This window comes from Chryseobacterium polytrichastri (assembly GCF_900142445.1).
GTDB lineage: Bacteria > Bacteroidota > Bacteroidia > Flavobacteriales > Weeksellaceae > Chryseobacterium > Chryseobacterium polytrichastri.
This window is the reverse complement of record NZ_FRAV01000001.1, coordinates 226859-252478: the sequence shown is the minus strand read 5'-3', so window position 1 is coordinate 252478 and position 25620 is coordinate 226859. Positions and strand designations below refer to the sequence as shown.

General features: G+C 35.6%; 19 protein-coding genes. 13 read left to right on the top strand and 6 right to left on the bottom strand.

All coding sequences use genetic code 11. From position 1 onward, the window contains the following. The first annotated feature begins 36 nt into the window (after positions 1 to 36). The 10 genes from pdxR (at position 37) to pdeM (ending at position 17283) form a co-directional block, all read left to right on the top strand. Positions 37 to 1524, top strand: coding sequence for a MocR-like pyridoxine biosynthesis transcription factor PdxR (gene pdxR, locus BUB80_RS01105; protein WP_073290088.1), 1488 nt, complete (start codon positions 37 to 39; stop codon positions 1522 to 1524). Positions 1525 to 1815: 291 nt separating this feature from the next. Then, positions 1816 to 4047 carry a TonB-dependent receptor gene (locus BUB80_RS01100; RefSeq protein WP_073290086.1) on the top strand — a complete coding sequence of 744 codons (2232 nt, stop codon included), beginning with the start codon at positions 1816 to 1818 and terminating at the stop codon, positions 4045 to 4047. Between the two features lie 217 nt (positions 4048 to 4264). After that, the gene (locus BUB80_RS01095) at positions 4265 to 5782 is read left to right on the top strand and encodes a pyridoxal phosphate-dependent decarboxylase family protein (RefSeq protein ID WP_073290084.1); all 1518 of its coding nucleotides are present in this window, start codon (positions 4265 to 4267) and stop codon (positions 5780 to 5782) included. Continuing rightward, positions 5760 to 8180: a GNAT family N-acetyltransferase gene (locus tag BUB80_RS01090; protein ID WP_073290082.1), complete on the top strand. Its 2421-nt coding sequence runs from the start codon at positions 5760 to 5762 to the stop codon at positions 8178 to 8180. The genes BUB80_RS01095 and BUB80_RS01090 overlap by 23 nt, the downstream gene beginning before the upstream one ends. A gap of 240 nt (positions 8181 to 8420) precedes the next feature. After that, positions 8421 to 9734: a lysine N(6)-hydroxylase/L-ornithine N(5)-oxygenase family protein gene (locus BUB80_RS01085; RefSeq protein WP_073290080.1), complete on the top strand. Its 1314-nt coding sequence runs from the start codon at positions 8421 to 8423 to the stop codon at positions 9732 to 9734. Beyond that, positions 9710 to 11047 (top strand): MATE family efflux transporter, encoded by a 1338-nt coding sequence (locus BUB80_RS01080; protein WP_073290078.1) that lies wholly within the window; start codon positions 9710 to 9712, stop codon positions 11045 to 11047. The genes BUB80_RS01085 and BUB80_RS01080 overlap by 25 nt, the downstream gene beginning before the upstream one ends. 73 nt (positions 11048 to 11120) lie before the next feature. Then, positions 11121 to 12143: a ligase-associated DNA damage response exonuclease gene (locus BUB80_RS01075; protein ID WP_073290076.1), complete on the top strand. Its 1023-nt coding sequence runs from the start codon at positions 11121 to 11123 to the stop codon at positions 12141 to 12143. An 85-nt stretch (positions 12144 to 12228) separates the two neighbouring features. Continuing rightward, positions 12229 to 13809 (top strand): ATP-dependent DNA ligase, encoded by a 1581-nt coding sequence (locus BUB80_RS01070; protein ID WP_073290170.1) that lies wholly within the window; start codon positions 12229 to 12231, stop codon positions 13807 to 13809. 197 nt (positions 13810 to 14006) lie between these two features. Continuing rightward, complete coding sequence (locus BUB80_RS01065; RefSeq protein ID WP_139262465.1) at positions 14007 to 16451, top strand: ligase-associated DNA damage response DEXH box helicase; 2445 nt, start codon at positions 14007 to 14009, stop codon at positions 16449 to 16451. A 187-nt stretch (positions 16452 to 16638) separates the two neighbouring features. Then, positions 16639 to 17283 (top strand): ligase-associated DNA damage response endonuclease PdeM, encoded by a 645-nt coding sequence (gene pdeM / locus BUB80_RS01060; RefSeq protein ID WP_073290168.1) that lies wholly within the window; start codon positions 16639 to 16641, stop codon positions 17281 to 17283. Positions 17284 to 17287: 4 nt separating this feature from the next. Here the strand turns inward: pdeM and BUB80_RS01055 are convergent, their stop codons facing one another. Continuing rightward, positions 17288 to 17806 carry a GNAT family N-acetyltransferase gene (locus BUB80_RS01055; protein ID WP_073290072.1) on the bottom strand — a complete coding sequence of 173 codons (519 nt, stop codon included), beginning with the start codon at positions 17804 to 17806 and terminating at the stop codon, positions 17288 to 17290. Between the two features lie 22 nt (positions 17807 to 17828). Next, positions 17829 to 18410, bottom strand: a complete 582-nt coding sequence (locus BUB80_RS01050) for a 5'-methylthioadenosine/S-adenosylhomocysteine nucleosidase family protein (RefSeq protein ID WP_073290070.1) — start codon at positions 18408 to 18410, stop codon at positions 17829 to 17831. Between the two features lie 184 nt (positions 18411 to 18594). On the opposite strand from BUB80_RS01050, the gene BUB80_RS01045 reads away from it, so the two are divergent. Then, positions 18595 to 19548, top strand: coding sequence for a terpene synthase family protein (locus BUB80_RS01045; protein ID WP_073290068.1), 954 nt, complete (start codon positions 18595 to 18597; stop codon positions 19546 to 19548). Between the two features lie 72 nt (positions 19549 to 19620). On the opposite strand, the gene BUB80_RS01040 is transcribed toward BUB80_RS01045, so the two are convergent. The 3 genes from BUB80_RS01040 to BUB80_RS01030 form a co-directional block, all read right to left on the bottom strand. Continuing rightward, on the bottom strand, positions 19621 to 20319 hold the full coding sequence (locus tag BUB80_RS01040; RefSeq protein WP_073290066.1) for a DsbA family oxidoreductase: 699 nt from the start codon (positions 20317 to 20319) through the stop codon (positions 19621 to 19623). A gap of 107 nt (positions 20320 to 20426) precedes the next feature. Then, a complete protein-coding gene (locus BUB80_RS01035) occupies positions 20427 to 21593 on the bottom strand; it encodes an MFS transporter (RefSeq protein WP_073290064.1) in 1167 nt (388 codons plus the stop codon). 14 nt (positions 21594 to 21607) lie between these two features. Further along, the gene (locus tag BUB80_RS01030; protein ID WP_228433627.1) at positions 21608 to 22612 is read right to left on the bottom strand and encodes an alpha/beta hydrolase; all 1005 of its coding nucleotides are present in this window, start codon (positions 22610 to 22612) and stop codon (positions 21608 to 21610) included. Between the two features lie 92 nt (positions 22613 to 22704). Here BUB80_RS01030 and BUB80_RS01025 point away from each other — a divergent pair, with 92 nt between their 5' ends. Beyond that, positions 22705 to 23088: a winged helix-turn-helix transcriptional regulator gene (locus BUB80_RS01025; protein WP_073290062.1), complete on the top strand. Its 384-nt coding sequence runs from the start codon at positions 22705 to 22707 to the stop codon at positions 23086 to 23088. Between the two features lie 36 nt (positions 23089 to 23124). Here the strand turns inward: BUB80_RS01025 and BUB80_RS01020 are convergent, their stop codons facing one another. Next, the gene (locus BUB80_RS01020) at positions 23125 to 24318 is read right to left on the bottom strand and encodes an MFS transporter (protein WP_073290061.1); all 1194 of its coding nucleotides are present in this window, start codon (positions 24316 to 24318) and stop codon (positions 23125 to 23127) included. A 474-nt stretch (positions 24319 to 24792) separates the two neighbouring features. Between BUB80_RS01020 and BUB80_RS01015 the strand changes: the two genes are divergently transcribed. Next, a complete protein-coding gene (locus BUB80_RS01015) occupies positions 24793 to 25581 on the top strand; it encodes an SDR family oxidoreductase (protein ID WP_073290059.1) in 789 nt (262 codons plus the stop codon). The last annotated feature ends 39 nt before the right edge of the window (positions 25582 to 25620 follow it).

Genomic DNA, 25620 nt, shown 5'->3' with positions numbered 1-25620 from the left:
ATTGCCGGATGGTTGAATGGTGCCAGTTTTTATATTATGGATAGTCCGGTTGAAATTCCTTATAAAAGTTTTGTGAAAATTGATAGAAAGTCTGAAACTTCTATCTACATGCAAATTGCAAATCAGTTAATTAATGCGATACAGAGAGGCTATATTCCCTTTGGGACCAAACTTCCGGGAACCAGAGCTTTAAGCCAGATATTGGAAGTGCATCGTAATACGATTGTTGCCGTGTATGATGAATTATTTGCCCAAGGTTGGGTAGAAAGTCTTCCGAATAAAGGAACTTTTGTTATTGGAAAGAATCAGGAAAAACCTTTAGAAATTAAAACTTTTGAAAAGAATCATCTTGAAAACTATCCAAAATCGACAGGTTTTTCATTTAAAACGTCGAATATTTTAGATAATCCTTTTGAGCATTCCACTTGTGAATATGTTTTCAATGATGGCGTTCCGGATATCAGATTAACTCAGATTGATCAACATTCTAAATTTTATAGTTCTATTCTGAAGCGAAAGTCTCAGCAGAAAATGTTGGGACATTACAACCATGATGGAAGTGAATTTTTTAAGAAAAACCTTTCTCATTATCTTAATTTATCTCGAGGATTACCCATTTCTAAGAATAATCTTCTCATTACCCGAAGCACAGAAATGAGTATTTACATTGTTTCTGAAATCTTATTATCCCAAGGAGATACCGTTTTGGTAGGCGCTTTAAGTTACTTTTCGGTGAATATGATCTTTCAGAAAGCAGGAGTTGATATTGTTTCTATTCCGATTGATGAAGAAGGAATCATGGTAGAAAGCGTAAGAGAAGCCTGCCAGAAACAAAAGATCAGAATGCTGTATCTTACGCCGCATCACCACTATCCTACCACCGTTGCATTGAGTGCAAAACGGAGATTAGAGCTTCTTAATTTGGCCAACGAATATGGTTTCATCATTCTTGAAGATGATTACGATTATGAATTCCATTATGATAAAAGCCCTATTCTTCCACTGTCTAGCGCAGATACGAACGGAATGGTTATTTACATTGGTTCTTTTGGGAAATCTCTTGCTCCCGGATTTCGTACAGGATTTATTGTAGCCCCCGAAAACTTGATGATCGAAATGCGAAAATATCTCGGAATTATTGACAGACAAGGAGATGTTTTAATGGAACGAGTCCTTGGAGAAATGATTGCGGAAGGAGAAATCAATAGGTATTTAAAGAAATCATTGAAGGTCTATCAGGAAAGGCGAGATTATTTCGCTGAACTATTACACAAGCATTTAGGAACCGCCATCCGTTTTCAGAAGCCTTCAGGTGGCTTGGCGATCTGGGCAGAATGGAATATCCCAATCAACCTGATGCAGCTTAGCAGACATTGCGCCCAGAATAATTTATTCATTCCCAAAACATTGCTGTATCAGAATAAAAGCATAACCGCTATGAGGTTAGGATTCGGAAGTTTAAATTTCGTTGAAATGGATAAAAGCATTGAGATTTTTTCGGAAAGTGTAAAACATCTTACCTAACGTGCAGTTTTGGGGATTCTCACCAACGACTCAATGAGGTATTTTAAACTAAAAATCAGCCTGCAATATTACATTTTTATTAAATTTTCATTTAAATCAAATGTAGTATTTCTCATTTTGAGACTAGATTACATTAGTTACCTAGGCTGATTTATCGGTTGCATTTACTATTAATTCTAGGTTAATTAGCAACCCATTCACATTAGCTTGAATTATATGACAAATATCATTTTGATTATTCTTAGAATATTCATTTATATTTGTTGTTTTATTTTTAATTATTCTAAATAAATGAAAAAGCAATACGCGCTTTCTATATTCTTGTTGGCAGCTATAGCCACAAATACTTCTGCTCAGAGTAAGCAGGACAGTCTCAACACAACAGACATCAATGAAATTATTATGGTTTCATCACGTTCACCGAAACAGATCAGTGATATTCCGGGAACGGTTTGGGTGATTAGTGATAAAGAGCTTCAAACCCAGATCAGAGGCGGTGCCGGACTGAAGGAAGTATTGGGAAATATGATTCCGGGATTTGATTTTGGAAATCAGGGAAGAACCAATTATGCCCAAAATATGCGTGGCAGAAATGTTCTTGTTTTACTCAACGGTGTTTCCCTAAACAGTACAAGAGCCACAAGCCGACAATTTGATGCCATAGACCCTTTTAACATCGAAAGAATTGAAGTGCTTTCCGGAGCTTCTGCCATCTACGGAGGTGATTCTACGGGAGGAATTATTAATATCATTACCAAGAAACCAACGTCTAATCACCTGGCTTTTGAAACTTCTGTTGGTTTGAAATCAGGATTCCATAAAGATGATCTTGATAAAAGAATTGCTCAGTCTGTTTCAGGAGGAAATGATAAAATAAAATTCAGATTGGGAGCTGCTTTTACTCAAAATGAAGGTGCTTTTGATGCGAGCGGAAATCAAATTATAACTGATGTTAAACAGGCCGACTTTCAATACAACAGATCGATCGATATTTTAGGCGGAATTAGCGTTAAATTAAGTCCGGATCAGGATTTGAGCTTAGATTTACAATATTATAACTCCAAAGTTCGAAATAAAAAATGGCTTTCTTTCGGACCCAATTTCGTTGGATTTACTACTAAAAACCCTGATCTCATCAATGTTTTGGACGGAGCAGATTCTGATATTGTTCCAAGAACAGAGCGTTTTATGGCTAATTTACAGTATAATCATCGTAATTTTTTAGGCGGTCAAAATTTAATTCTACAAGCGTATGCGAGACGAGAAGAAGTAGATTTCGGGGCTTCTTTTGCGGAAGTTCCTAAACCTCCGGCGGGCGTTATACTTCCTGTATTTTTGTCTTCAGCAAGAGGAAATACCGATGTGTATGGTGCGAAAGTCGTGTTGTCTAAAAAATGGGATTCATTCAACTTTACTTACGGCGTAGATACCGATTTTGAAAATTTCACAGGAAATCAGGCGATATTCAATCCTCAAAAAAGCAGTGAGTCGGGAGGATTAATTAACAAAACAGATACTTTTGTTGGAAGATATCCTGATACCAAAATATTTACATTGGCAGGATTTATCCAGGCAGACTGGAATATTACTAAAAAACTGACCCTTTCCGGAGGGGTAAGACAGCAATTCATTAATGTGAAATTGGATGATTTTGTTGGATTCAAGGAGCAGGTGTACATGCATTTCGGATATGGAAATTCTGCAGATGTGGTGAAAGGCGGTAAAAACAACTACGATGTAACCTTACTTAATGGAAGTTTACTCTACAAATTTAATCCCGCTTGGCAGGCTTGGTTGAGTTTTTCTCAAGGATTTGCCGTTCCCGATGCTGCAAAATCTTATGGCTTTGGAAAATATCAATTGAATAATAATCGTTGGAATGTACTCAACAGCATCAACATTGCAGAGCAGCCATTAAGCGGAATAAAAACCGACCAAATGGAATTAGGTTTCAGACATAACAGAACTTCGGAAGCCGGATTCTATGGACAAGGATCTTTTTTCTACGCCCTTTCCAACAAAACATTGAAAATAGACAATGCCGCTTTTACAATTTCTTTACTTGACCAGAAATTGAGAAACTACGGTTTCGAAGGCGCTTTAGGCTATCGATTTGCCGAAGGCTTGGAATTGGGAGGAAACATTTTATTGATGCAATCTGAAACAGAAACCGTTGATAAAGGCTGGCAGAATCAGTCTGTTTATACGACTAATCCATCGAAATTTATGGCTTTCACAGGTTGGAACGCTAAAAGATTCTCTGTAAGACTGCAAATGCAGAATTCTATGAATTATACTGATTTAGCAGATATGAAAATCACTGGGTATACCCTATTCGATTTTATTGGAGATGTAAAACTGAACAAAGGAACCATCAACTTTGGCGTTCAGAATATTTTCAATAAACAATACACCACTATTTGGGGACAGCGTTCTGTATTTTTCTACGGAGCGCCTCAAAAGGCCTTTGCGTACCAAGGGCGAGGAACTACATTTTCTGTAGGATACACGATAACGTATTAATCATTTAATTCAAATTTAGATGAATATTTTAAACCATTAAGATTTAATTTTTTGACAGTTAAGTAGATTTTTCTATCGTCGAAATGACAAACGCGATGTCAGAATAAAGTAAAGCGTAATGAAGAGTCTACTTAACGTTTTTAATGTCTTAAAGAAAATCTTAATGGTTTACTCTAAAATTTAATAGTAAAAAAGAAACAACCAATCCAGAACTTCTATGAACACAGTGATTACCGAAAAATTGGTTTCGGAAAAGGAAAGTCTTTTCCCAAATCTGGAGAGCTTATTTTGTGATATCAACATTCATGAATATCAAAAAGCAGTCAACAAAGCGCAGGAAAGTGTCATTTCATTTTTGGAAGACACCCACAAACCTTTCAGTGGAATTTCTCCACGAGAACTGAGAAAACAGTTTGAAAATATTAATCTTAACGATCCTTCGCATACCTATGAAGAGGTTTTTGAGGAAGTTAAAGAATTGTATACCCAACATGCAATTGCCTTTCATCACCCTAAATATGTTGCCCATCTTAATTGTCCGATTGTGATTCCAGCGATTGCAGCAGAAATGTTGATCAGCTCTATCAACTCTTCACTTGATACTTGGGATCAAAGTGCAGGCGGAACATTAATTGAGCAGAAGCTCATTGAATGGACTTCTAATGAAATAGGTTTTGACAATCTATCAGACGGGATTTTCACCAGCGGTGGTTCTCAAAGCAACCTGATGGGAATGCTGTTGGCGAGAGATCATTATTCTCTGAAATATTTAAACCACAACATCAAAAAAGATGGATTATCAAAAGACGCGCATCGTTTCAGAATTTTTGTTTCGGATGCAGCCCATTTTAGCATTCAGAAAAGTGCCTCAATTTTAGGATTAGGCGAGCAGGCTGTTGTTAAGATTAAAACCGACCGCTCTTTTAGAATGAACAGCGTGTTGTTGGAAGATGCCGTTAGAAAAGAAATTGAAAACGGAAATATCCCGATTGCAGTTGTTGCAACAGCAGGAACTACAGATTTTGGAAATGTTGATCCAATGATTAATATTGCAGGAATTGCAAAGAAATATAACCTTTGGTTCCATGTAGATGCCGCTTACGGATGTGCTTTGTTATTGACAGACAAATACCGCCACTTAATTAAGGGAATTGAAGATGCCGATTCTGTAACCGTAGATTATCACAAATCTTTCTTTCAGCCTGTAAGCAGCAGCGGATTTATCGTGAGAGATAAAAAATATTTCGGACTGATTACCCATTACGCCGATTATTTAAATCCAAAAGATCATGATGAAAACGAAATTCCTAATCAGGTTAATAAATCAATACAAACCACAAGACGTTTTGATGCACTAAAACTTTGGTTTACCCTTAGAATTATCGGTAAAAAAGGCTTGGGAGGCTATATTGAGAGAATTATACACACCGCAAAAGAAGCAGCGGTTCTATTGGAGAATGATCCGAATTTTGAATTACTAAACCGCTCGGATCTCTCTGCTTTGGTCTTCCGTTATTCGGCAGATCCTTTTAAAACCTTTGACCTGAACAGAATCAATACCTACATCAAATCACAACTCTATAAAAACGGAAATGCACTTGTTGCAGGAACTAAAGTCAACGGACAGTTTTACTTAAAATTCACCATTCTAAATCCTTTAACCACGGTTGAAGATATCAAATCAATTGTAAAAACCATAAAAAAACACGGAAATGAATACATTGAAGTTAACTAATCAAGACTACGCAGAACAGATCAACTATACCGCTCTCATCAATTGTTATATGAGAGAATTCAGCAACTGGAGCCGCTATTTGGGAATTCCAAAATATGATGATGCCATTGCCAAACATTTGAAAAAAACACCAACTGATTTACATATCAGAATCGATTTTTCTTCGATTGGATGCGATGTTTACGTTCCGGTAAATTATTTTTCAGAAACAGGAAGACATCTTTTTGACTTTCCTGTAATAAGGAGAGTTATTGATACCGATGAAGTTTCTGAAGTAGATATTTACGGTTTTATGACCATGACCGCAGAATATTCAAAAGGCTTGTATCCCAATATCGATGCTTCAACAGTCTTAAAAAGATTGAACAATAGTATTGAAAATTTGACTACTTATTTAGATTATCTGGTTGAAAATAATAAGTCAGTGAATGATCTGGAAATGTATTTTATTGAGGCTGAGCAATCGCTTGTTTTAGGACATATTTTACATCCGGTTCCCAAATCAAAACAAGGATTTAATCAAGAAGATTTATTGAAATATTCTCCTGAAACTTCTGGACAATTTCAGTTATTTTATTTTTTAATTAAACCTGAAAACATCATTGAAAAAAATGCGGATGGAACGCCTGTTACCAAAGAATTAGGCGAAAAGATCTATCCTCTTTTAAACACTGAGCATAAAAAATTATGGGATCGATTTCCTGAATATCAAATTGTTCCAATGCATCCTTGGGAAGCTGAGTATTTATTGGTTCAGGAAGATATTCAAATCATGCAGGAGCAAGGGATTTTGTTTGCATTAGGACATTATGGAGAGTCCTTCACTCCTACTTCATCTGTAAGAACAGTTTACAGCGAAAACAGCAAATGGATGTATAAATTTTCTCTTCATGTGAAAATCACCAACTCAGAAAGAATCAACTTATATCCTGAATTGCACCGTGGTCACGACATCAGTCAGTTATTAAAAACAGATTGGGGGAAAAATTTACAGAAGGATTATCCTGAAATTGATTTTATGGTGGATCCCGCTTTTATTGCTGTAAAATTCAATGATAAAGTAATTAATGGATTCAATATCAGCATCAGAAGAAATCCTTTCCAAGGTGAAAATAAGACTAAAAATGTAACGCTTTTAGCAGCGCTTTGTCAGGACGGAATTTTTGGACAACCTTCAAGACTTCAAAATATCATAGAAAATACGGCTAAAAATCTTGATTTACCAGTTGAACAGGTCGCTTTAGATTGGTTTAAACAATATCTCCATATTTGCGTAAGACCAATTGTCGGTATTTTGAATACCTACGGATTAGCTTGTGAATTCCATCAGCAAAATGTAATGATTGAGCTTGATAAAAAAGGTTTTCCAGGGAAAATTTATTTCAGAGACAATCAGGGATTTTTCTTTAGAGAAGGCAGAAAAGATTTGGTTTCTAATGCGCTTCCGGGAATCGCGGATGAAAGCCAGTCGATTATTGATGAAGAATCTTTGGCGCCAAAATATACCTATTATTTGGTGACGAATAATATTTTAGGCGTTGTGAATGCTTTAGGATGCAGCGGATTAGCGAACGAAAGAAAGCTCATTAATTTAGTTTACAAAGCATTCAAAGAGCTTGAAAATGAAGATGAAACAGGGTTAGTGGATTACATTATCAACAAAAGAAATTGGTACACGAAAGGAAATTTAATCACAAGCCTTCAAAACATCAATGAAGCAGATGAAAATCTAGAATATCCTGCTGTTTTTCTGGATACTCCGAATCCTTTACATAAATACTTCTTTTCAAATAAGCTAATCAAGCCTGAATCTACAGAAACGGTTTATTCAAGATACTTTGAAGATGATAATGTACATATTAGCATCAGACCTTTCAACATCGAAAATGATTTTGAAATGATTCACGAATGGTTTAACATGGAACACGCCAAACCTTTCTGGAAAATGGATGGCCCGAAAAGAGACTTGGAACTTTGGTTCAGAACGATTCTTCCAAGTGATGAACAACACAGTTTTATTGGTGAAGTGAATGGTGTTGCCCAATTCAGTTTTGAGCCTTACTGGCCGATGAGAGATATTGTAGGAGCTTATTATGAGTCTTTACCAACAGATTACGGAACACACTTTTTTGTTGCTGAAACGCAGAAAGATAAGAAGTTCTCTTTCCAATCTTTTCAAGTAGCATTAGATTATATTTTCATGCTTCCTGAAGTAGGAAAATGTATTGGCGAAGCATCTGTGGATGCCGTTCCGACTGATAAAATCATTACAAAATTAGGATACACTCGTGAAGGAATTATTGAAATGCCTCACAAAACTGCGTACCTGACTTTCTGTACTCGAGAAGGATATTGGGAAAAATGCCCTGAAAGCAGATTGGAAGCGAAAAGTATTTAAAATAATTCTTCAAGCTAATTAAAATTTTAACCACAAAAGATACAAAAGCTCACATTGAATCATTTAAAGCTAACTGTTTAGAAAACAAAAGTTTGACAAAGAATAAAAATCTTTGATTTTTAAAACTTATGTGTTCTTGTTTACAGTTTATGATCAACTTAAATAATTCAATGTGAGCTTTTGAAACTTTTGTGGTTAAAATAAAAGTTTAAATAATTCAAATTTCAAAAAATAAAAACATTGGAAAACAACAAAATATACGACATCATCGGAATCGGAATTGGTCCATTCAACCTTGGATTAGCAGCGCTTTTAGAGCCTGTAGAATCCATCGAATCTCTTTTTTTAGATCAGGCAGAAGGCTTTGATTGGCATCCCGGCTTGATGCTTGATAACGCTACTTTACAAGTTCCTTTCATGGCAGATTTGGTTACGATGGCAGATCCGAAAAGCAAATATAGCTTCCTGAATTTTTTAAAGGAAACCGACCGTTTATATAAATTTTATATCAGAGAAGATTTCTTTATTTTAAGAAAAGAATATAATCTGTATTGCCAGTGGGCAGCGAACCAATTGCCGAATTGCCTGTTCGGGAAAAAAGTTGAAAACATCAGCTTTGAAGAATCTCAACAAATATATACGTTTGAAGTGTTAGACTTAAAAAATAATGATGTTAAAAAATATTTCACAAGAAAATTAGCATTAGGAACAGGAACTCAACCAAGGTTGCCTGAATTTATGGAGGGTAAAAACTATCCGAATGTTATTCATACATCAGAATATTTGAAGCATAAAGATCATATTCTGAATGCAAAATCAGTTTCTATCATAGGTTCCGGACAAAGTGCAGCTGAGATTTTTCAGGATCTTCTTCCTGAAACGAATGAGCATTTCCACATGAGCTGGTTCACGAGACCAGACCGCTTTTTCCCAATGGAGTATTCTAAACTGACTTTAGAATTGACATCTCCAGAATATGTTGATCATTTTTATAACATGGCGCCTGCTCAAAGACAAAATGTATTGGCAAAACAACCGCCACTTTATAAAGGAATTAATTTTGAATTGATCAACGATATTTTTGATACATTATACGAAATGAGCGTTGGTAATGTGCCTTTGTATGTAGACTTGAAACCAAGTTGTCAACTCGATACTATATCTCCTGAAGGTAATTCTTATGTTTTGAATTTCACACATATGCAGGATGACATTACGTTTACCAATATCTCAGATTATGTTGTCTTGGCGACGGGCTACAAATATAAAGAACCAAAATTCTTACAAGGAATTAAAAACCAGATCCAAAGAAATGAAGAAGGGTTGTTTGATGTAAGTCGTGAATACACCATCGACAGCTCAGAAAACATTTTCGTGCAAAATGCAGAACTTCATACGCATGGTTTTGTGACTCCGGATTTAGGAATGGGTGCGTACCGAAATGCCATCATCATCAATGCGATTGCCGGAAAAGAAATTTATAAAGTAGAAAAGCGAATTGCCTTTCAACAATTCAACACAACAAAAGCATGGACCGCAAAACATTCATCTTAAAAGGTGATCTCAAAAAGGTCATGTGGGAAACCTCATGGCCTGCCGTTGCGGCGATTGTTTTATATGGAATCAATAATTTCCTGGATGCTATTTTTGTAGGCTATTTAATTAACACAAAAGCGCTTGCAGCAGTCGGAATGGCATATCCATTATCTCAAATTGTTCTCGGATTTGGGCGATTAGTAGGAACAGGAGCCGGTGCTGCAGTAAGTATGTGGATTGGAGAAAATAGGCAAGATAAACTGTATAATTTATTTGGAAGTTTCAACTTTCTATGTATTTTTTTCTCTTTGCTTTGTACGATTCCAGCCTATATTTTTGCCCACGAATTAATGGCGATGATGGGCGCAAAAGGAGAATTACAAATCATTGCGGTAGAATATTTTAGAGTAACATTGATTGGAACCATTTTCTGGATTTATGGGTTAGCCTTAAATATGTTAGTCCGTGCAGAAGGAAAAATGAAAACCGCTGCGATGATGATTGCGGTTGGGCTTGTCATCGATATTATTTTGAAACCTATTTTTATTTCCACATTCGGAATGGGCGTGTCAGGTGCAGCTTGGGCAACGAACTGTGGAATGCTGATCTATTCTCTCCTTGGATTTTATTATTACGCTAAAGGGAAAAGTTCTTTTAAAACCAATTGGAAATCAATTTCATTCGATCAAACAATTGGAAAAAAAATATTGAAATTAGGACTTCCCGAAATGATATTATCGGTAATGGGCGTTGTTCAAAGCATTATTATTTTCAACGCCATTGCAAGATATGGAACTGAAAATGACATTTCATTTTTTACCGTTTTGAATCGATTTTTCCTGTTTTTATTAACCCCTTTATTTGGATTAATGCGAGGGTTACAGCCTGTTGTCGGAATTAATTTCGGAGCTGGACAATTTGATAGAGCCCGAAAATTTTTGAAAACCTATATTATAGCTGGGATCGCGATATTGTTGCCTTTCTTTTTAATCGCCCTTATTTTTCCGAAACAATTAATTGGCTTAATGCTTCCGGGATATGTAGTGAACGATAATCAAATTAATGATTTTAGATTATTCTTTTCTGTGCTTCCGTTATTGCCAATCACCGTGTTGGCACTCTCCTATTATCCTGCAGTAAATGATAGTAAAAAAGCAAGCTTTCTGGTGTTTTTACGTCAGTTGATTTTATACATTCCGTTAATGTTGATTTTACCGTATTATTTCGGGGTTAAAAGCATCTATTGGGGAAGTGCCTTAATTGAACTGACAGTTGGAATCATTACTTTCTTCTTACTGAATAATTATAAGCTAAAATTGAAAAAGGCTTAAAAATTTTAATTTACAGACATTCTTAAAGTGATTGGTTAGATTTTTGAATATTAAATCTAAACCAATCACACCATTGAAACTAATCACATTCACCAATAAAGGTATCTACTGTCCGCAAGGGAAATTTTATATTGATCCGTGGCGACCTGTTGATTATGCAGTTATCACACATGGTCACGCCGACCACGCCCGTTGGGGAATGAAAAAATACCTGTGTCACCATTTCACAAAACCTATTTTACATCAAAGGATTTCTCCGGATATTGAATGTCAAACCTTACAATATGGTGAAGTCTTGGATATCAATGGTGTTAAGCTCTCACTCCATCCGGCAGGCCATATCATTGGTTCTGCCCAAATCCGTTTGGAATATAAAGGATATGTAAGTGTAGTTTCCGGAGATTATAAAGTTCAGGACGACGGATTAAGTACGCCTTTTGAATTGGTCAAGTGCAATGAATTCGTTACAGAAAGTACTTTCGGACTTCCTATTTATAATTGGCTGGAAATTCCTGATCTTAATAAAAGACTTCAAAACTGGGTGTTACGAAATCAGGAAAATCAAAAAACATCCGTTTTTATCGGTTATTCTTTGGGAAAAGCGCAGAGAATTATGAAAGCGGTTGAGGGAATGGGAAAAATCTATGTTCATTACTCTATCGGTAAACTCAACAAAGCATTTGAAGAGGTCGGAATCGTACTTCCCGATTATGAAATTCCCGATTTTAGAGAAAGTGTAAAACACGTTCAGGGCGATATTGTGATTGTTCCACCCGCTTTGTTGGATAGTAATGTAATCAAAAAAATACCGGATGCAGCAACAGCCATTTGTTCAGGCTGGATACAGGTTCGTGGAGCAAGAAGATGGCGAAGTGCAGATGCAGGATTTCCTATGAGTGATCATGCAGATTGGAAAGGGTTATTGCAAGCCATAAAGGCCACCGAAGCGGAAATTGTACATGTTACGCATGGGCAAACCGAAGTTTTTTCTAAATATTTAAATGAAATCGGAATTAAATCTGATGTCGTTGAAACGTTGTATGGTGACGATGACGAAGAGAAAACCGAGAAGGAAGTTATTAAAGATGTTGAATAGTTTCTTAACCATGTCAAGGTTTTGAACCTTGACATGGTTAACGAAAAACGGAAAAAATGACCAAAACAAATGCTATCCCCTACTTATGAAACATTTTGCAGAATTGATCAATGCTTTGGAAAGCACCAACAAGACCAACGCAAAAATTGACGCCATTATTGATTATTTGGAACGCGCTCCAGATGAAGACAAATTGTGGTTTATCGCCTTGTTCACAGGTAAAAGACCGAAACGAAATGTCAATACCAATTATATGAAAAAATGGGCGTTGGAAATTACCCAATTACCATTTTGGCTGTTTCAGGAAAGTTATTCTTCGGTTGGAGATTTGGGTGAAACAATTTCGCTAATTCTTCCTCCTCCAACGGAAAAAATTGATAAAACATTGTCTGAATGGATGAATGAAATTATCAGTTTAAAAAATAAAACAGAAGCAGAGAAAAAAGAATTCGTTTTACATTCTTGGAATGGATTGGATTATACAGAACGTTTGATTTTCAATAAATTATTAGGTGGAAGTTTCCGTATTGGCGTCTCTTCTAAAACGTTAATTAATTCTTTAACAAAGTTTTCAGGACAGGGAGCAAGTACGTTAATGCATAGTTTAATGGGAAAATGGCAGCCTGATGAAGTTTCATTTCAAGAACTGATTTCAGCGGAAAATATAAACCCAGATAATTCCAAACCTTATCCTTTCTGTTTGGCGTATCCTTTAGAAAAAGAATTGGAAGAACTCGGAACTCCGGACGAGTGGCAAGTTGAATATAAATGGGACGGAATTCGTGGACAAATCATTAAACGAAATGATGAGGTTTTCATTTGGTCGAGAGGTGAAGAATTGGTGACAGAACAATTCCCTGAAGTTGCAGAAACAATACAGGCAATGAAAGGAAACTTTGTTTTAGATGGAGAAATACTAGCCGTAAAAGATAACAAGGTTTTAAATTTTAATGAATTACAGAAAAGATTAAACCGGAAAAATTTACCTAAAAAAATGCTTTTAGAAATTCCGATTGAAGTTTTCTGTTATGATATTTTAGAGTTAGAAGGAACGGATTTACGTGAAAAACCAATCTCTGGCAGACGCGCGATTTTGGAAGAATTATTATTAAATCAAGCTCCTGAAAATATTAAACTTTCTCAGGTTATTGATTTTGAAAACTGGGAAGATCTCAATCAAATCAGAGAAAATTCCAGAGATATCAATAGTGAAGGTTTGATGCTAAAACAAAAGAATTCACCCTATCATTCAGGAAGAAAAAAAGGCGATTGGTGGAAATGGAAAATCAATCCGTTAACGATTGACGCTGTTCTCATTTATGCCCAAAAAGGAAGCGGAAGGCGAAGCGCTTATTACACCGACTACAGTTTTGCCGTAAAAAACGGCGATGCTTTGGTCACCATTGCAAAGGCATATTCAGGCTTGACGGATAAAGAAATTATGGAAGTCAGCAAGTTTGTTAATAAAAATGCCATTGAAAAATTCGGGCCTGTTCGTACCGTAAAACCTGAGTTGGTTTTTGAGATCGCTTTCGAAGGAATAGGTTTCAGCAAACGTCATAAAAGCGGTGTCGCATTACGGTTTCCAAGAATTGTAAGATGGCGGAAAGATAAAACGGTGAATGAAATTGATGATTTGGAAGAAATTAAGAAATTGATTCAGTAAATTAAATTTTATAAACGATAAGACGCAAGGAAATTGTTTAAAATTGAAAATATTTTTAGTTCACAAGGGCACTTCGTTCAGCGAATGATAGCAATAAACCTTGGCTGAGTGGAACGCCTTTGCGAACGAAAAAGTATGCAGAAAATATTTTTAAAATATCCTCGCGAACCTAGCGCTAAAAATCAAAAAACAAAAAATTGGCTGCATTTAAAAATACCGACGGATTTAAGGTCATTCAACAATGGATGGCTGATAAAGGCAATTCCCCTTTCAATTTTCAGATAGAAACTTGGCGAAAATTTGGCAATGGATACAGCGGAATGGTTATTGCTCCGACTGGTTTTGGTAAAACTTTTTCCGTTTTTTTAGCCCTAATTTCAGATTTTCTAACGCATCCTGAAAAATATACAAAAGGATTAAAAATGATCTGGGTAACTCCTCTTCGTTCGCTGTCAAAAGATATTGCAAAGGCAATGCAGGAAGCGATTGATGAGATCGGATTAGATTGGCTTGTAGGCGTTCGAAATGGTGATACAGATCCTAAAGTAAGACAGCAACAGGTGAAAAATATGCCTGATATTTTGGTGGTAACTCCTGAAAGTTTACATCTTCTTCTCGGACAGAAAAACCACCTCCGATTCTTTACAAACCTCCAATGTTTCGTGGTAGATGAATGGCATGAATTGTTGGGTTCAAAACGTGGAGTTATGGTTGAATTAGCTATTTCTCAATTAAGAAAATATGTTCCAAAAATGAAAATTTGGGGAATAACCGCAACGATTGGAAATTTAGATGAAGCGTTGGAAACTTTAATTCCTTATGCTATTAAAAAGACTAAAATTACCGCCAAAGAACATAAAAAGATTGATATTATTCCGGTTTTCCCTGATGAAGTAGAAATTTTGCCTTGGGCGGGACATCTAGGACATAAACTGGCGGATAAAGTGGTTCCGATTATTTTAGCTTCCAAATCAACGATTGTTTTTACCAATACCCGAAGTCAGAGTGAAATGTGGTATCAATTATTATTGGAAGCTTATCCGGATTTTGCGGGTCAGATTGCGATTCACCATAGTTCGATCGATGCTCATCTAAGAATCTGGATTGAAGAAAACTTGAGCAATGGCAAATTGAAAGCCGTTGTTTCCACATCATCTTTAGATTTAGGAATTGACTTTAAACCCGTCGATACTGTAATACAAATAGGTTCTGCAAAAGGTGTTGCAAGATTTCTTCAACGAGCCGGACGAAGCGGTCACTCCCCTTTTGAAACCTCAAAAATATATTGTGTTCCTACTCATTCTTTAGAGTTGATTGAGGTTGCAGCATTGAAAGAAGCTGTGAAACAAAAAGTAATTGAACCTCGTGATCCGCAGGTGTTGTGTTTTGATGTGTTGGTTCAGTTTTTAATGACTTTAGCGATTGGTGATGGATTTTATCCTGAAGAAACCTATGAAAGGATTAAACAAATTTATACTTTTCAAGAAATTAGAGACGAAGAATGGAAAAACATCCTTGAATTTTTAACGATTGGCGGAAGTGCTTTAAAAAGCTATGAAGAATATCACAAGGTAGTAATCATGGAAGATGGTTTATTTAAAGTGACCTCCCGAAAAATAGCGATGCTTCACCGTATGAATATGGGGGCCATCGTAAGTGATGCGATGTTAAAAGTGAAATTTATTTCAGGGGGCTATATCGGAATGGTTGAGGAATATTTTATCTCAAGATTAAAAAAAGAAGAAAAATTTATATTAGCCGGAAGAGTTTTGGAAGTCGCGATTGTGAAAGACATGACAGTCTATGTTCGATTATCAAAAGGGAAAGCGATGGCGCCAAGCTATTTGGGCGGAAGATTACCTTTAAGTTCTAATCTAGGTCATTTTTTAAGAGAAAAACTGTCTGGCGCATTGAATCCAAAAGCTTCCGAGAAAGAACTGAAATTTCTACATCCATTATTGGCAAAACAGGAAGAACGTTCTCATATTCCGAAAGAGGATGAGTTCTTGGTAGAATTAATTAAAAACCGCGAAGGCTATCATTTATTTATGTATCCTTTTGAAGGACGTTTGGTGCATGAAGTCATGGCGGCATTGATTGCTTATCGAATTTCAAAATTGGCACCAATCTCCTTTTCAATGGCGATGAATGATTACGGTTTTGAATTGTTCAGCGATAAAGAAATTCCTTTAAATGAAGATAATTTACAAAAAATATTAACCAGAGATAATTTGATGGTTGATGTAATTTCAAGTATCAATTCGGCAGAAATGGCGAGAAGAAAGTTTCGTGATATTGCCGTAATTTCAGGAATGGTGATTCAAAACTTTCCGGGACAACAGCGATCAAATAAAGCGTTGCAAAGTTCTGCAGGATTGATTTTCAAAGTATTGGAAGATTATGATCCCAATCATTTCTTGGTAAGACAGGCCTACACCGAAGTTTTCAATATGCAGTTGCAGGAACAAAGATTGGTGGAAGCCTTTAAACGAATAGAAAAGTCAAAAATTATTTTGAAATTTGCCAATACTTTTACCCCTTTAAGTTTCCCGATAAAAGTAGATAGTTTACGACAGACCTTATCAAGCGAAGGTTTAGATGCAAGGATTAAAAAATTGATTGAACAGGCGAAGAAGAAATGAAAAAAGGGTGAATTTTATGATGTATAAATGTTTAATAAACAAGCAAACACTCTATTGAAAAACAGTTTGGATTATTAAAATTATACATAAAGTTTGTCATTCCAGAGGAATCTAAACTTACTTTGTAGAGATGCTTGCAGCATGGCAAAGATACTGTTCAAAAAGCTGTTTGATTATATATATTAAAATGAATTTAGCAACAAAAAATACAACAATTCAAAACGAAATTTTTACTTTAACCAATCAGCGTGCGTTGTTTTGGAAAAAGGAAAAAGCTTTGATTTTATCCGATCTTCATATCGGAAAAACTGCTCATTTCAGAAAAAACGGAATTGCCTTAGCCAATCATATCATGAAAAATGATTTAGAGCGATTATCAATTTTAATAGAATATTTTAAACCTGAAAAATTTATTGTGGTTGGAGATCTTTTACATGCCGGCGATAATTCTGATGTTGACGAATTCTGTATCTGGAAAAATCAATATTCAAATATAAAATTTTATCTCGTTGAAGGAAATCATGACCGAATTTCAAAAACTTTAGTTCAAAAATTAGGTCTTGATTTTAGAGCCAATCAATTAAAAATTAACGATTTTGTTTTTGTACACGATTTTGATAAATCAATTGAAGGTTTTCAGATTACAGGTCATATTCATCCCGGAGTTGTGCTTAATTCTACTGTTAAAAAAATAAGGCTTCCCTGCTTTGTACAGACGGAAAATCAGTTGTTGTTACCTGCTTTTAGCGAGTTTACAGGCTTAGATACAAAAAATCTTCCGAAAGGCGGAAGATTCTATGTTTTTACGGATTCTGAAATTCATGAAATTTAGAATATTACAGCATTTTTTTCATCATTAAATCGGTCTGTTCATCATCTCCCAATCTGAAAATATGTTTGTCGAATTCAACAAAACCATTTTTTGTGTAGAAATTTACGGCTCTTAGATTTTCTTCCCAAACGCCTAACCAGAGATATCCTTTTTTCTGTTGTTGCGCTGTTTCTAATGCTTTGTCGTACAATAACTGTCCAACTTTTTTACCGTGATGACTCTTTTTAACGTAGATACGCTCAATTTCCAAAGAAGTTTCATCCTGCAATTCCGTTTGAGCCTGTCCGGAATTCAATTTCAAATACCCTACTGCATCATCTTCTTCCCAAGCGATAAAGAAAAATGAATCGGGATTATTAAGTTCTGATTTAATTTTTTCTGTATTAAAGCTTTTTTCAAGATATGTTTTCATTGCTTCTTCAGAATTACTTTCTGCAAAGGTTTCAGAAAACGTTTGGATTCCGATATTTTGTATGGTTTCAAGGTCTTCAAAAGAAGCCTTATTAATAATAACTGATGCCATTGATTAGTGTTTTAATTAAAAGCTATGAAAATAATATTTTCTTAAAAGCCTCAGAAGCCAAATGTACCTGTACCGCCCAATCGTCTGCAGCATCGCTTCCGGCATCATCTGAGATATATTTTAAACATAGAAACGGAATATTTTCCTTCATCGCAATTAATGCTAATGGATAGGCTTCCATATCTACAATATTATAATCGGTTTCAGAATGATTCATTTCAAAGCTGTCGCCACTTCCGCAAACGCCTTCTTTTAGCTCCTGCTTTTTCAAACCATATTCCAACACAGGCGGAATTCCGGACAAGGGTGTTTCATATAAACTGAATCCAAGACCTCTTACATCCATATCTCGCTGGATAAATTTTGTGCAGCAAATAACTTCACCTTTATGAAAACTTTTACTTCCTGCCGAACCTAAATTCACAATCAATTTTGGCTTTCTGAGGTGAATTTCTTTGGTTAATTCCATGGCCGCATTTACCTTGCCGATTCCTGTAACCAATTTATTTTTATCATTAAAATCTTCCCCGGCTTCTGAATCTAAAGCAAAAACAAAAAGCGTATCGGAAACAGGATAATGAAGTTCGTCGTTTATTTTTATCATGGATAAGTAAATATTAAACAAAATTAAGAATTGAGATTTAATTCTGGTTATTTCTTTTCGTCTTATTGTACTCTAAAATACGTAAAAAGGCTTATGGATTAACCTAAATCTAATAAAACTCTCTAAAATGTGATATTTAATAATAATTTTCATTAAATTTAATTCTTAAAACAATCATAACACAATGGAAACGAAACAATTACCTACCCTTGATTATCCTTTTGAAAACCGGGGTCTTCATCCTCTTGTTCATGAGACTGAGGAAATGAGTGAAATGTGGATTCAAAACGTCTATAAGGCAAAACAAAATGATACCCTTGAAAGGTCTCAAGCCAGTGTAACATTATGCGGGCATTTTGCTGCAAGGATGTATCCTACTGCAAAACGGGATAATTTAATAACTATTGCCCGATTCCTACTTTGGGGCCTTATTAATGATGATTATCTTGATGAGCTGAGTGAAGAAGTACACAAAGAGACACAGGAAAAATATGATCGTATTTTGTTTGAGGGATATAATCCTCATGCTGATGATCTTCCTATATTTATAGAAATGGCAGCTATAAGAGATGATATGAATAAACTGATGCCTAAAGAATGGATGAAACATTTTGCAGAATCTGTTCATCTTTATTTGGAAGGAATGACTGAAGAACTTTATTATAAAAGACCAATGATATGGCCAACTGTTGGAGAATACACCAGAGTGAGACAAAAATCTGTTTGTGTTTATCCGCTTTTTGCTCTACTTGAATTAAGTGAAGGCCTTATATTGCCTGATCATATTTATTACTCGCCTCCTTTTAAAAGAATGGCAGATCTTTTCTGTAATATTTTGGCATGGACGAATGATTATTTTTCTGTAAAAAGAGAGCAGGGAATAGATGTAATGAATTTAATATTGATTAATCAATATTGGAATAAAACAGATTTGCATACTGCTTACGAAATGTCTGTTGCTATTCACGATAACGATGTTTCTGAAATCTTAACCATTTGTAATTCATTACCAAATTTTGGTGAGCATCAGGAAGCTGTTGACCACTTTATAGAAAATATGAAACTTTGCATACATGGGCAGAGAGATTGGTATATTTTTGATACTTGTAGATATCCTTTAGTTATTGATCGAAATTAATAAAAATACAAAATAGCTGTAAAAATAAGAACATCCTTTTTCAAGGATGCTCTTTATATAAATAGTAGAATACTAAATGCTGCAACCATCGGCATCACAAGAAGCTCCACCGTTAGAAATATCTTTAAAAGGAACTATGGTTTCTTTATACGTCTGTTGAAGGGCTTCTGCAAAAGCTTCTACAGGTTGTGCCCCTGAAACGGCATATTTACCATTCAGAATGAAAAAGGGAACACCGCTAATTCCATTATTTTTTGCGTCTGTAATATCCTGATTTACTTCGTTATCAAACTGATCAGAACTTAAAACCTGTCTTGCTTCTTCCTGATCAACTCCTAATTTTCCAGCAATAGAAACCAGTACTTCAAGATCACCAACATTTTTACCTTCCAGAAAATGTGCTTCAAATAAAGCCTCTTCTGCTTCAGAACCTTTGTTGTATTTTTTAGCTAAATGAATTAATTTATGGGATGAAAATGTATTGGTAATTAATGCTTTTTCAAAATTAAAATTAATTCCCGACATTGCTCCCATCTGTGCTACCTGACCAATCATTTGCTTAGCCTGAGCATCAGGAAATCCTTTCTTTTCTTTAAAATATTCAGTGGTAGTTTTTGTTTCCGAAGGATCTAAAGTCGGGTCCAACTGAAAGCTCTTCCACTCTACTTCTACTTCATCTTTGAATGGCAATTTCTCAAGCGCCTGTTCAAAATTATGTTTCCCTATATAGCAAAACGGACACATTACATCCGACCAGATTTCTACTTTCATTTTTTCTTATTTTAATACTTTAATGAATCTTCTGTAAAGATTTCTTCACTTATTTTAAGTCAATCAAAGTTAATATATCTGGCTATTTCAACCAAATATATTACGGTTTATTCCCCGCATAGTACCACAGTTTTTTCTCTGCGTTCCAACAGGCTTCTCACTCCTATCATGATGAAGGCAAGAATCCCGAAAACAAGTCCAATCCAAGGATTAAATTCTACCCCTTTTGTGATAATCATCCATCCGCCCACCGTTGTTCCAAGTGTTACACCTAAATTACCGAATGACGTTGCCAGGCTGTTGGCAAATTCCAGTGATTGAGGTACTGAAGAGATCATATAAGTGGAAGCATTAAGGAAACTTGGAGAATAAAGAAAGCCCCAAATACCAATAACTACAATCGTTGCAAGTAAATTTCCATCTGAAAAGTATAATAAAACAGGGACTAAAATAGTTCCGGAAAGGAAAAAAGCGGTGGTTCCGGTTATATTTTTATTCAGCATTTTTCCCGAGATCCAATTGGCGAAAACTCCGATAATCCCGAATAGAAAAAGCATATAGCTGATCATTGTGCTGTCCATTCCTTTAGCTTTGTTCAGATAATCAGCAAAATAACTGTAGGTGGAAAACCAAGCTGTGATCATGAAAAAGTTCATCAGCGTGCTGATGATAAACGTAGGTTGTGCTAATATTTTAAGCTGACTTCCATAAGATTTTTTCTCTTTTACAGGCATTGGAGGCAGTAAAAAATAAATTCCTGCTAAAGCAATTACACTCACAACAGACTGAACGATAAAAGAAGATTCCCAAGACCAAACACTCGATAACCATGTTGCAAAAGGAACCGTAGTTACCATAGCCAGTGCAACACCGCTGAATACAATCCCCATCAATTCATTGCTGTGTTTTTTATCGGCGTTAGAGACTGCAACCGATAATGCACTTGCAATGTAAACTGGCTGTAAAAATGCAGGCAATATTCTCACCAACATCAGCAACCAGAAAGGGGGCGAAAATGAGGAAACAACTCCCGTGATCAGAAACATAAATATGGCAGCAAACATTACTTTTTTACGGTCAAACCCCGACATCAATAATGTCATAAAAGGTCCTGTAAGCGCAATAATCAACGCAAAAGCACTTAATAAATAGCCAGCCTTATCGATACTGATTTGATAATGCTCTGCTATCTGAGGCAGAATACCAATCACACCGAACTCGGTAGTAATAACGGCCAGAAAGCCCAAACATCCTATATATGCGAATTTTTTCATTTTTTTTAAGTCTATTATTTTTCTAAATTTTCAGTCGTAAATTCTGCGATTTCTTCAATGGCAGATTGGGTTTCATCGAGAATAATTCCCATGTGCATAAACCCATGAACCATATTTTTATAAAGGCTGGTTTTCACTGAGATTCCCGAGTCTTTCATGTGTTGGGCCAGTACTTCGCCTTCATCTCTTAAAGGATCATGTTCTGCTACAATAACCAACGTGGGAGGCGTTTCTGTAAAATCTTTTATTAACATAGGAACAGCTAATGGATTCTTTTGGTCTTCTTCGGATGATAAATACCATTTCCATGCTTGTGATCCCCACTCTTTATTAAGAACCGGACCGTCTTTATAAGTTTCCCAAGATGTTGTGTTGAGCGTATTATCAGCGGCAGGATAAATTAAAACCTGAAATTGTAATTGATTTCCCAATTGAGTCGTTAAAGCCGTGGCTAATGTTCCCCCTGCGCTGTCCCCAATAATCCCGATTTTTTGAGAATCAATTCCTAATTTTTCAGCATTATGAATAAGCCATTCTGCAGCCGTTTTACAATCATTTAATCCGGCAGGAAAAGGATGTTCAGGCGCAAGACGGTACTCTACAAACAAAATTATGGCACCTGTTGCATTCGCTAATTTTCTGGCGATTGCATCATGAGTTTCATAACCACCGGAAATAAACCAACCCCCATGAATGTAAATAATAGCAGGCGATTTTGAAGTGACGCCTTTAGGTCTGTATATTCTAACTGGGACTTGATGATCTTCTGCCGGAATATTTAGTTCTTCGATTATTGCAACCGGTTCTTTCTTACCACTCAGTTGCTGAGTCATGATCTCATAATTTTTTCGACTAATCTCTAAAGGATTCTGACTGTCGAATACTTCTATTTTTGGTAAATAGTCTAGTACTTTACCTATTTTAGGGGTTAATTGCATATTTGTTTGTCTTTTGGTATTACTGATGTTTTTACAGGAAATAGTTCCCAGAATGAGAAGCGTTCCTATTATTTTCTGCACGTTTATTTATTTTGAGGGAGCAAAAGTAAAAAACAAACCCTAAATTTGCACTGTACACAGTTAATTGTATGGTACTAACAAATTTGTAAGTAATGGCAAAGAAAAAGGAAAATTCAACGAACAGTATTAATTCACAATACATTACGGAATGTGATTTAACGTATGCAGTTTGCAAAACTGGAGGAAGATGGAAACTCTTGATCTTATGTAAGCTTGAAAACGGCAAATTGCGTTTCAGTGAGATCAGAGACCGAATTTCAGGGATCACAGAGAGAATGCTTACCCTACATTTAAGAGAAATGGAAAAAGATGGTTTACTAAAAAGGACTGTGTATGCCCAAGTTCCTCCAAGAGTAGATTATGAATTAACAGAAATAGCCAGAGAACTGATTCCCATTTGGAAACAGTTGGAAGATTGGGGAAAAAAGCACAAAAAATTAGTAAAAGAGCAACTATTGGAAGTTGATGAAAATTAATGAGATTTATTGAAATATTTTAAACTTTTAAAGAATCTAGTTTCCAGTCTCTTTATTCACCTTGTTACAGAACAGGATATGAGCAATTAAAGCTAATAAACCAAAGGATGCTCCCACGAAGCAAACACCATCCCATTGCGCATATTGCCATGCGATTGAAGCAAGCCATGTTCCTAATGATCCGCCGATGAAATAACACACCATGTACACGGTATTCAATCTGTTAACCGCATTAGATTTTATTAAAAAGTAATTGGTTTGATTCATAATGTGACTCGATTGTACACCTAAGTCCACAAGGATTACGCCTACAATCAGTCCCCAATACGTTTCGCCTCCAAAATACGTGAACGCCCAACTTCCCAACACAACCAATAAAGAATAAGAAATAATTCTGTTGATATCTAAGAATTTTTGAAGTTTTCCAACTTTCGCAGCAGCTAAAGCACCCACCGCACCAGCTAATCCGAAGCTTCCTACAACGGATGCCCCTGCATTGAATGGCGGTTTTTCCATGTGGAAGACCAATGTTGTAAACAAAGCACACATCGACCCAAAAGCCATCGCTCCACGGAATGAAGCCAACTGTAAAATAGGCTGTGTTTTAGCCAAGTGTCCCACAGAACGCATCAATTCTTTATAGGTTCCTTTAAAATTAGGTTGCATCTCGGGTAGCATTTTGTAAACGGCAAACCATACCAAGATCATTAATCCTGCAGCGATTCCAAACATGGCTCTCCATCCCCAGACATCGCCTACAATTCCGCCTATAAATCTTGACAAAAGAATTCCTAATAATAAGCCTGACATCACGGTTCCGATATTGGAAGATTTTTCTTTATCAGATGATAGTTCTGCGGCAATCGGGATAAATAATTGAGGAATTACAGATGTTACTCCAATTAGTAAACTTGCAGCATATAACATCCATAACTGGGTGGCAAATGTCATCCATAATAACGATCCAAAAACTAGAAATAGATCAATTAAAATTAATCTTTTGCGGAAAAATTTATCTCCTAAAGGAACAATCATTAATAATCCAACCGCATATCCTATCTGAGTAAGCATAGAAATTCGGCTGGCTGCACTTTCAGAAACATTTAAATCTTTAGAAATAAGTCCCAATAAAGGTTGGTTATAATAATTGTTGGCCACTACAAGTCCGGAAATAATGGCCATTAGCCAAATTACAGTACGCGAAATACCGTTAGAAGCGCTCATCTGCATGGTAAAAATTTACTTCAAATTTAGTTATAGAATTCTTGACTTTTGATGTATTTCAAATTGTTAATGATTAATTATAAAATCAATCAGCAAAGAATATTTTTTAAAGATCAGCAAAGGTACTTCTTTTTGTAAAAAAAGATTTGTACAAATTATCTATTTTCGAGTGTTTAATTAATTTTTTGTTGTAAAATCGCAAAGGAGCAAATATTTTTAATCATTACACTACTTTAAGGCGCAAGAAAATCATAGATTTTCAGCAAATATTTAGTATCACACGAAATCAATTTTATCACAGATAAAATCCTTGCGCCTTAAAAACATTATTTTTAATCTTAATTGCGTCTTTGCGATTCACCAAAATATTTAAATTTTCTACAGTAATCAGGGAACCATTAAATTCTCTATCTTAAAATCAAGTGCTTTTTGTACATTTATTACAATTTAATGAAAAGATTAATTTAAAAAGACAAATTCATGAATATTCAACTGATATCAAAAAATGCATTGGTAGGAGCAGCTACTGAAGGAATCGGAGCCGGAATTGCTCTGGAACTGGCAAAATGCGGGGCAAACGTCACCGTAATGGCTCGAAATGAAGAGAAGTTGAAAAACTTTGTGGCTTCTTTACCCATTGTTAATGAAGAGCAGAAGCATAACTATTTAGTAGCAGATTTTTCAGATTTTGAAAAATATAGAGGCATTATTTCGGAGTATTTTAAAAATAATTCGGTTGATATTCTTGTTAATAATACCAATGGTCCCGAGCCTGGAGTTGCATTAGAAAAGAATGTGGATGATTATCAGAAAGCTTTTGATCTGGTTTTTAAAACGGTTTGTGAAACCACAAATTTAGCGTTGCCTTATATGATCAGACAAAATCACGGGCGAATTATCAATGTTTCTTCTCTGTCGGTAAAATCACCGATTAATAATTTAGTGCTTTCAAATTCTATTCGTTCAGCAGTGGCAGCTTGGGCAAAGACGTTGGCTAATGAAGTGGCACAATATAACATTACGGTTAACAATGTTCTGACAGGATATTTTGATACCGAACGAATTAAAAAACTGATCGATCACGAAGCAGAACAAAACAATCAATCTGTGAAAGAAATAAAAAAAGGTAGAGAAGATAAAATTCCTATGAAAAGATTGGGTAAGCCTGAAGAATATGGTCATTTGGTTGCTTTTTTAGCCTCTGAATATGCTGCTTACCTTACAGGAACCAATATCCCTTTGGATGGTGGATTGAATAATACGTATTAAAAAAGAGGTTCATTGCGAACCTCTTTTTGTTGTTTATTT